Source organism: Rhodoferax sp. GW821-FHT07F03 (assembly GCF_059418745.1).
Window position 1 is genome coordinate 124572 of the sequence record NZ_JBWKQM010000006.1, and the last position, 13877, is coordinate 138448.

Annotated in this window: 14 protein-coding genes and 1 pseudogene; 13 read left to right on the plus strand and 2 right to left on the minus strand. The window is 66.9% G+C overall.

Annotation, left to right across the window (positions count from 1 at the left end):
- Positions 1-499: 499 nt before the first annotated feature.
- The 4 genes and pseudogenes from AC07R0_RS10445 to AC07R0_RS10460 all read left to right on the plus strand — a co-directional run.
- On the plus strand, positions 500-1327 hold the full coding sequence (locus AC07R0_RS10445) for a DUF932 domain-containing protein (RefSeq protein WP_495104774.1): 828 nt from the start codon (positions 500-502) through the stop codon (positions 1325-1327).
- A 66-nt stretch (positions 1328-1393) separates the two neighbouring features.
- Positions 1394-3448 (plus strand): ParB/RepB/Spo0J family partition protein, encoded by a 2055-nt coding sequence (locus AC07R0_RS10450; RefSeq protein ID WP_495104775.1) that lies wholly within the window; start codon positions 1394-1396, stop codon positions 3446-3448.
- 63 nt (positions 3449-3511) lie between these two features.
- Positions 3512-3724: a hypothetical protein gene (locus AC07R0_RS10455; protein WP_495104776.1), complete on the plus strand. Its 213-nt coding sequence runs from the start codon at positions 3512-3514 to the stop codon at positions 3722-3724.
- Positions 3725-4501: 777 nt separating this feature from the next.
- Positions 4502-4786 (plus strand): annotated as a pseudogene (locus AC07R0_RS10460) (DUF736 domain-containing protein); the annotation flags it as partial.
- Positions 4787-5015: 229 nt separating this feature from the next.
- Here the strand turns inward: AC07R0_RS10460 and AC07R0_RS10465 are convergent.
- The gene (locus AC07R0_RS10465) at positions 5016-5309 is read right to left on the minus strand and encodes a helix-turn-helix domain-containing protein (RefSeq protein ID WP_105807198.1); all 294 of its coding nucleotides are present in this window, start codon (positions 5307-5309) and stop codon (positions 5016-5018) included.
- A 319-nt stretch (positions 5310-5628) separates the two neighbouring features.
- Here AC07R0_RS10465 and AC07R0_RS10470 point away from each other — a divergent pair, with 319 nt between their 5' ends.
- From AC07R0_RS10470 to AC07R0_RS10510, 9 genes are all read left to right on the plus strand, one after another.
- Positions 5629-5979 carry a DUF2958 domain-containing protein gene (locus tag AC07R0_RS10470; RefSeq protein WP_495104919.1) on the plus strand — a complete coding sequence of 117 codons (351 nt, stop codon included), beginning with the start codon at positions 5629-5631 and terminating at the stop codon, positions 5977-5979.
- Positions 5980-6348: 369 nt separating this feature from the next.
- Complete coding sequence (locus AC07R0_RS10475) at positions 6349-7119, plus strand: DUF2285 domain-containing protein (RefSeq protein WP_105807167.1); 771 nt, start codon at positions 6349-6351, stop codon at positions 7117-7119.
- 123 nt (positions 7120-7242) lie between these two features.
- Positions 7243-7524, plus strand: coding sequence for a helix-turn-helix transcriptional regulator (locus AC07R0_RS10480; protein WP_043291169.1), 282 nt, complete (start codon positions 7243-7245; stop codon positions 7522-7524).
- A 26-nt stretch (positions 7525-7550) separates the two neighbouring features.
- Positions 7551-8396: a replication initiator protein A gene (locus AC07R0_RS10485; RefSeq protein WP_105807196.1), complete on the plus strand. Its 846-nt coding sequence runs from the start codon at positions 7551-7553 to the stop codon at positions 8394-8396.
- 265 nt (positions 8397-8661) lie between these two features.
- Complete coding sequence (gene parA / locus AC07R0_RS10490) at positions 8662-9300, plus strand: ParA family partition ATPase (RefSeq protein WP_182060299.1); 639 nt, start codon at positions 8662-8664, stop codon at positions 9298-9300.
- On the plus strand, positions 9297-9566 hold the full coding sequence (locus tag AC07R0_RS10495) for a chromosome partitioning protein ParB (RefSeq protein ID WP_105807197.1): 270 nt from the start codon (positions 9297-9299) through the stop codon (positions 9564-9566). The genes parA and AC07R0_RS10495 overlap by 4 nt, the downstream gene beginning before the upstream one ends.
- The gene (locus tag AC07R0_RS10500) at positions 9563-10120 is read left to right on the plus strand and encodes a DUF2840 domain-containing protein (protein WP_495104777.1); all 558 of its coding nucleotides are present in this window, start codon (positions 9563-9565) and stop codon (positions 10118-10120) included. Before AC07R0_RS10495 ends, AC07R0_RS10500 begins: the two co-directional genes overlap by 4 nt.
- Positions 10117-10704 (plus strand): S26 family signal peptidase, encoded by a 588-nt coding sequence (locus AC07R0_RS10505; protein ID WP_495104778.1) that lies wholly within the window; start codon positions 10117-10119, stop codon positions 10702-10704. Before AC07R0_RS10500 ends, AC07R0_RS10505 begins: the two co-directional genes overlap by 4 nt.
- 448 nt (positions 10705-11152) lie before the next feature.
- Complete coding sequence (locus tag AC07R0_RS10510; RefSeq protein WP_495104779.1) at positions 11153-13147, plus strand: DUF3363 domain-containing protein; 1995 nt, start codon at positions 11153-11155, stop codon at positions 13145-13147.
- A gap of 136 nt (positions 13148-13283) precedes the next feature.
- Here the strand turns inward: AC07R0_RS10510 and AC07R0_RS10515 are convergent, their stop codons facing one another.
- Positions 13284-13874, minus strand: coding sequence for a TetR/AcrR family transcriptional regulator (locus AC07R0_RS10515; RefSeq protein ID WP_495104780.1), 591 nt, complete (start codon positions 13872-13874; stop codon positions 13284-13286).
- Between the last annotated feature and the right edge of the window lie 3 nt (positions 13875-13877).

Consider the following 13877-nt stretch of genomic DNA (forward strand, 5'->3'; position numbering starts at 1 on the left):
GGGCGCCCCCGGCCAAGAAACATGGCCGGTCGCGCTGTCGTGCTGCGCATCGAGCCACCTGCGGCGTCTCGTCCCATTCGGGCTTCCATCGTTCCCTCGCTCTGCTCGGCTGACGCCTCCGGCCCGGCTTCCAGATCCGGGCCTGCGCGCTTCGCTTGCCGTGCGGTCAGCACATCGAGGCGGCCGTTGCCTGTCCAGCCATCTTTCCTGACTCCATCACCTTGCTCGCGACTGTAGCCCGCGGCCGTGTGCCGTCAAGGCGCGCAGGGCCGTGTCCTCGGCTGCGCCTGTGGGCCGCACCAACCCTGCGCTTGTCTCCTTGACGGCCCCCCGTCCGCGCGCTCCTGACCGTCGCGGGCGATGAACTCAGGAAAGACGGTGGCAACGAGGCCAACCGGGTTCTTCGTGCCGACCGCACCGAACAGCCGAAAGGCTGGGCTCCGAATCTTGGAATCCGGTGTGCGGTTTCAACAGCAAACCCTTTGTCAGGAGAAAGACCATGCAACTCGCCTCCCGTTTCGCTTCCCGTTCCCCGTCGCTACGCAGCGATTCCCCGCTGTCCGATGACCAAATCTTGCGCGTGGCGCCGTCCATCTTCGCGGACGCCCCGCATGAGAGCCGTTCCGAGCGGTACAGCTACATCCCCACTGCCGCCGTGCTGACCGAACTGCGCAAGGAAGGCTTTCAGCCCTTCATGGTGACGCAGACCCGCGTGCGCAATGAAGGCAAGCGCGAGCACACCAAGCACATGATCCGGCTGCGCCACGCCAGCCAGATCAACGGTGCGGAAGCCAATGAAATCGTGTTGCTCAATTCCCATGACGGGACGAGCAGCTATCAGATGCTGGCCGGGATGTTCCGCTTCGTTTGCAGCAATGGCCTTGTCTGCGGCGACACCGTGGCAGATGTGCGTGTACCCCACAAAGGCGACGTGGCCGGGCTCGTTATCGAAGGCGCTTATCAAGTGTTGGGCGGCTTTGAGCAGGTGAAGGAATCCCGCGACCTGATGCGCGGTATCACGCTGGACGATGGCGAGGCCGAAGTGTTCGCCCGCGCCGCGCTGGCCCTCAAGTACGACGACCCGGACAAGCCCGCACCCATCACGGAATTGCAAATCCTGATGCCGCGCCGGTTCGACGACCGCCGCCCAGACCTGTGGAGCGTGTTCAACCGCACGCAGGAGAACTTGACCAAAGGCGGATTGCATGGCCGCGCCACGAATGGCCGCAGGCATAGCACGCGCCCGGTACAGGGCATTGACCAAAACATCCGTCTGAACCGCGCCCTGTGGCTGCTGGCCGATGGCATGCGCGCCCTCAAAGCCTGAATCGTCCCTCCCGCCGGAGGGGCGGTTTCCCCTCCATTCCTTGTTTCATTCGATTGGAGATACACCATGAACGCCATTACCCAAACCGAAGCCCGCGCCATCAACACCGCCGCCGCTATCCCGCTGGAAGCCGCCGACCCGAGCAAGAACCTGATTCTGGTTCCCCTGTCGCGGCTGGTGCTGCGCCCCACGGGCCGCAACGTGCGCAAAACCCCGCGCATGTCCATCCCCGAACTGGCCGCGTCCATTCAGCGCGTGGGCCTGCTGCAAAACCTCATCGTGATTACCGCCGCCGATGGCGAGCATTACGAAGTCGTAGCCGGTGGCCGTCGCCTCGCAGCCCTCAAGCTGCTGGCGAAGAAGCGCCGCATCAGCAAGGAATGGGAAGTGCCTTGCCTGCTAGTGGCCGATGGCACCGCTCGCACGGCCAGCCTCACCGAGAACGTGCAGCGCGAAGCCATGCATCCGGCAGACCAGTTCGAGGCATTCGCCGCGCTGGTGATGGAGGGCCGCAGCATCGAGGACATAGCGGCGGATTTCAGCGTCACGCCACTGGTGGTGCAGCGCCGCTTGAAACTCGCCAACGTATCGCCGCGCCTGCTGGCCGACTACCGCGCCGATGCCGTCGCGCTCGATCAGTTGATGGCCTTGTCCATCACCGACGACCACACCGCACAGGAAAGCGCCTTCTACGATGCGCCGACGTGGCAGCGCCAGCCGTCCGCGCTGCGCGACCGTCTGACCGAACGCGAAATCGACGCCTACCTGCATCCGCTGGTGCGCTTCGTCGGGCTGGACACCTACAACGCCGCAGGCGGCGGCATCCGCCGTGACCTGTTCGCCGAAGGCGATGCGGGCGTGTATCTGACCGATGCTGCGCTGCTGGAACGGCTGGCGCAAGACAAGCTGGCAGGCATCGCCGCCGAGGTGAAGGCCGAGGGATGGGCATGGGTGGATGCCACGCCCGGCACGACCCATGCCGACCTGCACGCCTTCCAACGCGCCCCGAGGGAACGCCGCGAACCGAACAAGCGCGAAGCCGCACGCATCGAGAAGCTGCAAGCCAAGCTGCACGAACTGGCCGAGGCGGTGGATGCCGCGCTGGCCGCCGACGACGAGGAAAAGGCCGATGCCTTGCAGGAGGATGGCGAAGCCCTGGGCGAGCAGTTGCAGGCGCTGGAAGATGGCTTGCTGGACTACGGCGCGAACGTGAAGGCCGCAGCCGGTGCCATCGTCACCATCGACCGCAGCGGCGAAGCCGTGACTCATCGCGGCCTGATGCGCGAAGCCGAAGCCAAGGCGCTACGCACGCTGGAACGCTTGCGGCAGGGTTTCGGCAGCGAAGGCGAAGCCGGGAACGACGACGAAGGCGAGAAAGCCGACGATGCACCCAAGACCGCCGCCATGTCCGACCGGCTGGCGCAGCGGTTGAGCGCGCACCGCACCGCCGCGCTACAAATCGAAGTCGCCCGGCATCCGCAAGTCGCGCTGGCTGCCGTGGTGCATGGCATGGTGCAGAACGTTTTGCAGGAACACCGTTACGGCCACGACCTGCCGCTGGGCGTGAGCCTGAAAGTGCAAGACCGGCTGGAAGGCATGGCCCCGGACTGGCCCGAATCGCCCGCCGCCGTGGCGCTGCGCGAACTGCAACAGGTGGCGGGCGAAGCCTTGCCGCAGGACAGCGCCGAACTGTTCGCGGTGCTGCTGGCGAAGCCGCAAGATGAACTGGTGCGGCTGCTGGCGGTGTGCGTGGCTTCCACGGTGGACGTGGTGACGCTTCGCGCCACGCAGCGCCAGCCCGGCGCGGAACTGGCGCAGGCCGTGGGGCTGGACATGGCGGCATGGTGGAAGCCGACCGCAGAGGGCTATTTCCGGCATGTGCCGAAGGCCGCGATTCTGGAAGCCGTGGGCGCGTTCGCGCCGTCGCACGTCACCCGGCTGGCAAAGCTCAAGAAAGGCGACATTGCCAGCGAAGCCGAACGGCTGGCGGACGGCACCGGCTGGATGCCAACCGTGTTCAAGGCCGAAGGCGCGCAGGACGCCCCGCAGGTTGTGGCGGATGACGAGCCGGACGCCATCGACGCCGACGACGAGACGCAGCCTCACGCGCTTGCCGCGTGACCTTCGCCACCGCCATGCGCCCCGGTTTCGGCCGGGGCGCTTCGGCAAGCCCGGAGCCTTCCCATGAACAGCCCGCCCCCAACTGCCCGCCCGCACATGGCGGCGGTCTATACCCCCGGGACGGTACGCGCCCGCCGCTGGCACGGCGGCGGCGACGTGCGCAGCTATCGTCCGCCTCGCGGCTGGACGGCCCGCGCCGACCTGACCGACATGCACCCGATCAGCGGTCAGCCCTTGCCGCGTTCGATCTGGTGGATCATCGAGACGAAGGAATAACCCCCAATCGCACCAGCCCCAGACCGTTCCGGCCTGGGGCTGGTGGTCAAAAATCCGGGCGCGGCAGTGGCCGCGCCCGGTGTCAAAGCCCAAAAGCCAAAATCGCCACGCCGCCGCCTTCGACCAGACGGCGGCGTGGCCGCGTGCATGCGGGCCAGCACGCGAGAAACGGCCAAGGCCAGCAATGTGGCGGCGCTACACGCCGCGATCCGGATAACGCCCCGCCGCAATGGGCGGGACGCGGGCCTGCTACGCCGTGGCCTGCTGCGACAGGTTGCACGAAAGCGTGCCGTCCTCGACGCTGGCGGTTCAGCGCAACCACGTCACGAAGGACGGTTCACGGACACGCCGCCCGGCCTCGCTATGGAGCTTCCACACCACGCCTCAAGCCCACCGCCCAAGGCTGCGGCAGGAGCGCTTCCACTCGGTCATTGGGGCATTGACCCGGCCCGCATCAGGGCGCGAGCCGCTGCAGCCGTCATGCGGGGATGCCGAGTCGGCCATCTCTCCTTGGCGGGACGGTCGGCCCCTGCGTCCTTGTCTCGTTGTGAATCCTGGCGGCAGCACGGCTGCGCCTTGGCGCTTCATGGCCGCAACCTTCCAGCGAAAACAATTTCCCCTGCGCTGCGCGCATTCCTCGCGGGACAAATTCTTTTCGCTTCCAGGTTCTCCACTACGTTTCGACCGCAAGCGGTGCGGCCAGCCCATCCCCCGCCGGACGGATCACAACAAGGACGCGATGGGCGCGACCTTGGTTAACCCGCAGGAGAAATCATCATGGCTAACATCGGCACCTTCACCGCAGAGAAAGACGGCTTCACCGGCACGCTCCGCACCCTGACCTTGAACGTCAAGGTCAAGCTGGTTCCCAACGACAAGGGCGACAACGAAAGCGCCCCCGACTTCCGCGTGCAGGCGACGGGCCACGACATCGGCGCGGGGTGGCAGAAAGTCAGCAAGGCCGAACGGCCCTACGTGTCCGTGACCCTCGACGATCCTTCGTTCCCGGCGACGGTCTATGCCCGCCTGATCCAAGGCGAGGACGGCACGCACGAGGTGTTGGCAATCACTCCACTCTGGTACGTCGAAGGCCGGTATTGCATCGGTGACGGCCGGATGGCTCGAAGCCCCGGACAGCATGCACATGATATGGCGTGTCGGCGCTGCACGCGCCGCCGGGCTTTCGGGCGGCGCCCCGTGCCGGCACGCCGTCACGGCCATGCGGCTTCAATCCCTCACGCCTTCGCGCCTGCTGCGCGCTGCCGCTTGCAGGGCAATCCACGCGATACGCCTACGGCGCATCACGCTCCTTCAACACCGCCTCCAGCTCCTGCCGCACCTGCGCCAGAAGCTGATCGGTCTTGCGCGTGCTGTCGCCGGCATAGGCCAGCGTCAGCAGCGTGAGCGGATGCACTTCCATGACCTCGCATAACTCGACCAGCTTGTGCATGGTCGGGCTTTTCAAGTCACGTTCCAGCGAACTCATATAGGTACGGCTGGACACGTCGGAGAACGCTTCCTGGCTCAAGCCGCGCGCTTTCCTGACTGTCCGTATGGCCGTCGCCAATGAATGTTTCGCTGCCACCAACTTGGTTCCCCCGTAAAAACCAAGATGACAGCCCATTGCACCCAATAGGGCTACAATCTAAAGTGTTCATTCGTGGCTGAAAGGCTCGCTTTCGTGCTTTTACGGAAATCCGCAGATGCGGATTCCGACAGAACCGGGGAATCGCATCCGTGTCTTTCCGGGTTTCTACAATTCCGCTTGTACGCTTCCGTTCTTCTACGGATGCGATGGTTTGCGTATCGATGCTTGCGCACGGATGCACGGATACGGTTCGGCGGTTCTGCGCTTCGGCACAAAAGCGCATCCGCGCGTCCTCGGTTTCGTGGAGGTTCCGGCCATGACCCTGCCGCTTGTCACTGCCGATGACCGCGCCCGGATGCTGGCCCACGGCGCGGCGCGCGCTGCCGGCCAGCACCTCGACCCGCTGCCCGTGGTGCGGCTGTTCACCCCGGACGCGCATGCGACCTGGCTGCTCGTGTCGCTCGATCCTGCGGATGGCGACACGGCCTACGGTCTGATCGACCTCGGCATCGGGATGCCGGCGCTGGGCACGATCAAGCTGTCCGACCTGGCCGGCATCGTCGGCCCGCGCAAGCTGCCGGTGCGGCGGGATCGGTATTTCCAGGCAACACGCCCGCTGTCGGAGTGCGTCCGGCTGGCCCAGGAGAACGGCTCGATCACGGATTGATCGAGCCCTGCGCGGCTTGCCGCGGCAGCCTGGCGCAGCCCGTCCAGCCGAGGCGCATTGTGACTATTTCGGTCTTAGTCGAGACCATGCGGGTCTGATTCCGCACTCTTGCACCGAAGCGGTGCGACTGTGTTGGAAACAGTCACGATCTTTGGCGCGGGCTGCGGCACGGTGTCCAGTGCTGCGCACCATTTTCCGACGGTGCAGCCGTCGCATTCAGACGATTTTGGCAATGCACCGGAGCGAATCGGTCTTGACACCACAAGTTACAGCTTACCCCTATCTTGATGGCAGTTTGATGTTGAAACGGTAGCTCCCGCAAGCCGAAATCCATAGCGACGTTCCTGCTGATCGACAGGAGGTTGCGTCATGGCTGATTCGAGCGCCGCACACTGGTATCCGACCGCCGCGTATCTCTACACGCTGCATCTCGATGGCCCCGCGCTGGCCTGGGAATACCTGCGCAGGAATCCCGACTACCGGCGCGACTGGCTGCGCCGTCGCCGCAGGCCGGACGCGGCGCAGGTTTGGGGCCTGCGCCTGCTGGAAGACCCGGCCCTGGATGCGCGCGACGCGCATCCGGCCTGGTTCCCTGACCACGATGCCGTGGTGCAGCTTTACCCCGATGCCGATCCGCCGCCCGATGCCTATGCCTTCGAGTTCTGGCGCGTCCCTGGGCGCAAACACCTGATCCACGACGGCAAGCGCTTGGTGCTGGAGTCGCACTGGCCGGGCTGCTGCCTGCGGCTCGCCCTCGGGCCAGGGATGGAAGACGGCATGGCCTACCTCTACGCGACCCGCGCCTGCGCCACGCCTTGCGCGCGCTATCGCACGCTCGCGGCCGAGCTGGACGCGCTGGCCGTGGCGACGGCTGCCGCGCCTGCGGCGGCGGCCCGCTCCCGGCCTACGCCTGCCGCGCTGCTGGAACTGCACACGCTCCAGGCACTCGACGCGACCCTGGCGGGCGCGTCCTTGCGCGAAGTGGCCGAAGGGCTGTTCGGCGCGGATGCCGTCGCGGCCGACTGGCACAAGGACAGTGCCTTGCGTGCCCGCGTGCGGCGGCTGGTGCGCCGTGGCAATGCGCTGATGCGCGGCGGCTACCGCCGCCTGGCACAGCTTCCGCCGTTCCCGCTGCACTAGCGGAGATAAGAGGGGGGACGTTTCGCGTCCCTTGAAGAACGTCCCTTAGCAAGAAGCCTAGCTTTCTTGAAAGTGCCTCTATCCGGCCGCGTGGTGTGGCCGGGCTTGATGGAGGTACATCCCATGCGACCTGCTCCCTTGCGGCCTGCCGCCGCTGCTGTCGCTGCGCCCGCGCAGCCCCAACGCTACCTGACCAACGACGAAGCCGCCGAGTATCTGCGCCTCAGCCCTCGCACGCTGGAGAAGCAGCGCGTGATCGGTGGTGGCCCGAAGTTCCGCAAGTTCGGCCGGCGCGTCATGTACGCCGTAAGCGACCTCGATGCCTGGGCCGATGCGCGCAGCTACGAGGCCACGTCCGATCCCGAATACGCCGAGAACCATTCGGCCGACAGCCGTGCGCGCTGATCGGCGCATCGCCGGTGGCCATCGCCATGTCCAGCCCGCCAGGGCAAGCCTTGCCGCAGCGCGAACAGCTCGACCTGTTCCGCGCGCTGCCGGGCGACATGGCACCGCGCGACAGCCAAGACTTGATGGCCTTCCCGTTCTTCTCGCTCGCCAAGTCGCGGCGCACCGCGCCGATCGACTTCCGAGCGGGCGGCATCACCATCCGGGTGGAGGGCACGGCCGAGCATGGCATCGCCACCATCTGGGATGCCGACGTGTTGATTTGGGCCGCCTCGCAGATCGTGGAAGCGCGCGACGCGGGCATTCGCCCGTCGCGCTGGATACGCGCCACGCCCTACGAGATCCTGCGCTTCATTGGACGAGGAACATCCCTCAACGACTACCTGCGCCTGAAAGCCGCGCTGGATCGCCTGCAATCGACCAGCGTGGCCACGTCCATCCGCGAAACCACGGGAAGGCGCTTGCATCGCTTTTCCTGGGTGAACGAATGGCGCGAGCTGGCCGACGCCAGCGGCGTGCCGCTGGGCATCGAATTGATCCTGCCGGATTGGTTCTACGCGGGCGTGCTCGACGCCGCTCTGGTGCTGACCATCGACCCGGCCTATTTCCGCTTGAAGGGCGGCATCGAGCGGTGGCTGTACCGCCTCGTGCGCAAGCACGGCGGGCGGCAGGAACACGGCTGGCAGTTCGACTTTCGGCACCTGCACCGCAAGTCCGGCAGCGCGGCACGCTTCTCGGACTTCGCCTACGACCTGCGCGCCTTGGTGGCGCGGCAGTCGCTGCCCGGCTACGTCCTCGGCATCGAGGCGATGCCGGACGAAGGATTGGAGCTGCTGACCTTCCGGCCCGTGCCGCCCACGGCACGGGGATAACTGCGGTAAAGCCTGTGGACGGCCTCGTGCTATCAGGAGTACCGGGTATCGTGCTATCAGGAGTACGCCTATCGTGCTATCAGGAGTACGGAAACGCCGGAAAGCCAATAACGGCGCGGGTTTGCGTTCCCTCTAACTTACCTAACTATAAATCTCTAACTTTTAGTAGAAGCGCGCCGATTCAGTGGACAACCACCGAACGGCACAGCGAACAGCGTTTCGCACGGCAGGCAAAGCCTGGCTTTCCAGCATGGAGGGCCACGCAATGATCGTCGCGCTGCTCAACCAAAAAGGCGGTGTCGGCAAGACCACACTCGCCACGCACATCGCGGGCGAACTGGCGATGCGCGGGCAGTCGGTCATCCTGCTGGATGCCGACCCGCAAGGTTCATCGCTGGACTGGACGCAACGCAGAAGCCAGCAAGGCTTGCCCCGGCTGTTCAGCGCCGTGGGCCTCGCCCGCGAAACCCTGCACCAGGAGGCGCCAGAACTCGCCAGGCGGGCAGATCACGTCATCATCGACGGCCCGCCGCGCATCGCCGCCTTGGCGCGCTCCGCACTGCTGGCGGCCGAGCGCGTGCTGATCCCGGTGCAGCCCAGCCCCTACGACTTGTGGGCCAGCGCCGAGATGGTGGCGCTGATCCGCGAGGCTCAGGTGTTTCGGCCTGCACTGCGCGCGGCCTTCGTCATCAACCGCCGCGTTAGCACCACGGTGATCGGTCGGGAGGCGCGTCAGTCGCTGGCCGAACAGCCGCTGCCGGCGCTGCGCGCCGAGGTGCGGCAGCGCATCGTCTTCGCCGACAGCGTGGCCGCTGGCCGGCTCGCCCGCGAGACGGCGCCGGACAGCGCCGCCGCGCGCGAGATCGCCGCGCTGGTGGATGAACTGCTGCGGTGGCCGACATGACAGCGAAGCCACCACGCAGCAAGCGCGTCGGCATCGGCGCACGGCCGCCCGCGAACCCACACGCCGAGGCGTGGATTCGCCAGGGCGACGCCGATGCGCTCAACAAGGGCGACCTCTACACCGCGCGCCTGACCCTCGACGTGACGCCCGCAATGCGGGCGCGCATCAAGGTGTCGGCCTTCACGCGGGGCGTGACCGTGGCCGAACTGCTGCGCGCTTTGCTGGAACGGGAGTTTCCCGAGATCCGCACGGAGAACACGCCATGAACGCATCCGCTGCACCCGCCGCGAACACGGCCACGGCTGCCGTATCGCCTCCGGCTGCGCCGTCGCTCGCGGTACTCGCCGGCCAGGCCGACAACGTGCCACTGACGCGCGTATCGCTGGCCTACATCGAACCGCGCTTCAAGCTCTACCTGCGCTTCGGCGAACCGGTGCGCACGCTCCAGCTCGACCGCTGGCGGCGCTGCGCGGTGTTCCTGTCGCGTGCAATGTTCTGCCGCGTGCGCTGGCAGGCCAACGACTACGGCACGATCCGCTGGCAGATCATGGTGATGCAGGCTGGCACGCCGCTGGATGCCTTGCAGCGCATCCCCGGCGTGCGGCCCGGCGCACGCCTGCTGCTGCACGCCGAGGGCGACGCCAGCGTGCGCGCCGTGCTGGAACGCATCGACGCCATCGAGGCGCTGGGCATCGCCCCGTCTGCCGTCTCGCACGCGTACTGGCGCACGCTGGGCAACCGGCTCGCGGCTCGCTTGCCGCTGCCCGAATACAGCATTGAACGGCACGCCGCTTGGCTGGCCGGAAGGACATTCCCATGACCTGCATTTCTACGACCGGCCCCGCGCCGCGTCCTCGCTCGCGCCTGCGCGCTCGCATCGTGCTGGCGGGCCTGACCGCCTGCGGCTTCGCTGCGCTGGCCTGGGCGGCTTTCGTGTCGCCGCTGCCGCGCCTGACCTACAACCCGTCCGACAGCGTGGCGGTCGGCTGGTATCGCATCGACCCGTTCGACCCGCGCACTGCCTCGCTGCCACGTCCGTTGTCCGTGGGCAGCATCGTGCTGGTGCCGCTGCCGGCCATGACCGCCGCGCTGGCTGCGCAGCGCGGCTACCTGCCGACGCGCGTGCCGCTGCTCAAACGTGTGGGCGCGGTCGCGCCGCAACACGTCTGCATCGTCGCCGGTCAAGTACGCATCGACGGCGTGCCTTCGGCCGCCGTATTGCCTGCCGACCGGCTGGGCCGGGCGCTGCCGTCCTTGCCGCTTTGCCGCCGCCTCGAACTGGGCGAACTGTTCCTGTTGAGCGTGACCAATCCGGCATCGTTCGACAGCCGGTATTTCGGCCCGGTCAGCGCATCCGCCGTGATCGGCGTTGCGCACCCGATCTGGCTAGAGACACGCCCATGATGGCCGCCGATTCGCTGCACGTTGCCGCGCATCTCATCGTGCCATCGGGCATGTCGTTCTACTGGCTGCTGCCGTGTCGTCGCGCGTGCAGTGTGGGCGCCTTCGCGCCGCACTTCGCGCAACATCCGGCGCAGCCGTCCAACGTGCAGGCGTCTTGCCTCGAACGCGCCCGGCCTGCGGCCATTGGCGCGTTCGCCGGCAGGCTGGCTGCTCACGCAGCGGCGCCGCCGGGCCGCCGACGCCCGGAGCGACAGCGAAGGGCAAAGGCGGAAGGCAAGACAAAAGGACGCGGCACCGGGCCGCGTCGAAAGCCTGTCTGCACATGGGGGTGGCGCGGCACGCAGCGGCTTCGCCACCGTGCCGCGTGGGGCGCGAGGGTCGCGCCAATGCAGGCATGTCCGCGTGCATCGCACGACCGGACACGCCATAGCTTGCAGGGAGCGCAGCCATGACCGACCGCCGCGACGACGATTTCCGGGTGCGTCCAAGCGCCCCGAAGAACCGGGGCCAGGGCCAGGGCCAGAGCTTCGTTTCCAAGGTACTCAAGCAGGCTGGCAAGGCCAGCGGCGGCAAGTCCTCGATGCGACATTCCACAGCCGGTGGCAATGGCGCACGCGCCGGCCAGCGCCCCGGCTCGCGCCTGGGGCGCGGCCACACGGCGGCGCGTTTCGCAGGTGCGAAGCTGACCCCCATGTCGCGGCGCGTGACCATCAAGACCCTGCTGGTCAATCAGCGCAACGCCAGCCCGCAGTCGCTCGCCAAGCATCTGCGCTACATTGAGCGCGACGGCGCCGGCCGCGATGGCGAACCTGGGCGGGCCTACGGGCCGCAGACCGACGACGCCGACCTCGATGCCTTCAAGGAGCGGGCCGCCGACGACCGACACCATTTCCGCTTCATCGTCTCCCCGGAGGACGGCGCCGAGTTGGACGACCTGCGCACTTACACCCGGCATCTGGTGAACCGGATGGAAGCCGACCTGGGCACGCGGCTGGATTGGGTGGCGGTCGATCACTGGAACACCGTCAACCCGCACACCCACCTGATCGTGCGCGGGCGCGACGACACCGGCAAAGACCTCATCATCGCCGGCGACTACATCGCCCACGGCTTCCGCCACCGGGCCGCCGAGTTGGCGACGGAATGGCTGGGGCCGCGCACCGAGCTGGAGATCCAGCAGACCTTGCAGCGCGAGGTGGAACAGGAGCGGTGGACAAGCCTCGACCGCACGCTGCAACGCGAGGCCGGCGAGGATGGCCGTGTGCAGATCGAACGCTTCAACGAGCCGAACTTGCAGCGACAGCGCCTGCTGCTGATCGGCCGCCTGCAACGCTTGCTGTGCCTGGGCCTAGCCGACGAGACGCAGCCCGGCACCTGGGCAATCCATGCCGATGCCGAGAAGACCTTGCGCGCCCTGGGCGAGCGCGGCGACATCATCCGCACCATGCAGCGGGCCATGAGCGGGCAGCCGCGCGAACTGGCGGTGTTCGAGCCGGGCGACGATGGCAGAACCATCCTTGGCCGGGTGGCCGCGAAGGGGCTGGCCGACGAGCTGCACGACCGGGGCTATCTGGTCATCGACGGCGTGGACGGCAAGGCCCACTACGTCGCGTTGAACGCCCGCGACGAGCTGGCGAACTATCCCACGGGCGCGGTGGTGGAAGTGAAGGGTTCGGCCGACGTGCGCGCCGCCGACAAGAACATCGTCGCGCTGGCGAGCGATGGCCTGTACCGCACCGATCATCACCTGGCCATCGAACAGGGCCGGGCCACGCCCGGACGCGACCCGCAGGAAGTCGTCGCTGCCCACGTCCGGCGGCTGGAAGCCCTGCGCCGGGCCGGCATCGTGGAACGTGTGGCCGAAGGGCTATGGAAGGTGCCGGACGACCTGGCCGAGCGTGGCCGCCAGTTCGACGCGCAGCGTCTGGGCGGCGTAGCCGTAGCGCTGAAATCGCATCTGCCCATTGAGCGGCAGGCCCGCGTCATTGGCGCGACTTGGCTTGACCAGCAGCTGATCGGCGGCGGCCGTGGGCTGGGCGACCTGGGCTTTGGCGGGGACGCAAAGCAGGCCATGCAGCAGCGCGCCGACTTCCTTGAAGAACAGGGGCTGGCGCAGCGGCGCGGGCAGCGCATTGTCCTGGCGCGCAACCTGCTGGGCACGCTGCGCAGCCGGGAACTGGCGCAGACTGCGAAGGACATAGCGGCGAAAACTGGCCTGGAACATCGTGCGGTGACCGACGGGCAGCTCGTGGCTGGCATCTACCGGCGCAGCGTCATGCTCTCCAGTGGGCGCTATGCGATGCTCGAAAACGGCTTGGGGTTCTCGCTGGTGCCATGGAAACCCGTGATCGAGCAGCGGTTGGGTCAGCATCTTTCCGCGATGCTCCGTGGTGACGGAGTGTCTTGGAATCTTGGAAGGCAGCGTGGGCCAGCCGTTGGATAGTCTTCATTTCGTATCCAAGAACTACGTGCAGAGCACATTCCGCGGTTATTGAACCCGGCGACACGCCAGATAACCCTTGCGCCAAGCCCGCAATGCAAAGCCGATTGTCATACACGAAACAATGCGTGACTCGCTGCTATCGCGCAACAGCCTTCTTCGGTGCCCCTGCGCGTAGTCCATCCATGACAAGGTCCATGAGCCAGGTCAGGCGCGGTTGCCAGTCTTCGCTGGAGTCGATCTGCCAGATACCGGCGATCGCAAGAAAGAAGTCATCTGCAGTGATCCCTGGACGAATCGTCCCGGCCTTCTTGTTCGCGTCGAGCAAGCGCTGCGCCGCCGCCGCGACGGGGGCATATCCCGCTTTGCCCGGGCAGTCCCGAGCGCTCGCGACCTGGCGGATCGCATCGGCCAAGCCCGCCTTGGTCATGGCATAGCGCGCCAGACGATCCATCCACTCCCGCAGAGCCTGGTCAGGTGGGCAGGTCTGGAGCAGGAGATCGGCGAGATCGGCAACCTGCGTCATTTCATAGCTGTAGACCTCCATGACCAAGGCTTCCCGCGTCGGGAAATGGCGATAGAAGGTCGCTTGGCCCACACCCGCTTTCTTGGCGATCGCGCTCAACGGAACGCTGGCTGACCGAGTGAGTTCGGCGACCGCGACCTGCAGGATGCGGTCACGGTTCTGGAGCGCGTCCGAACGCAGTGAATTGTCTGTCAACTGGGACACTCG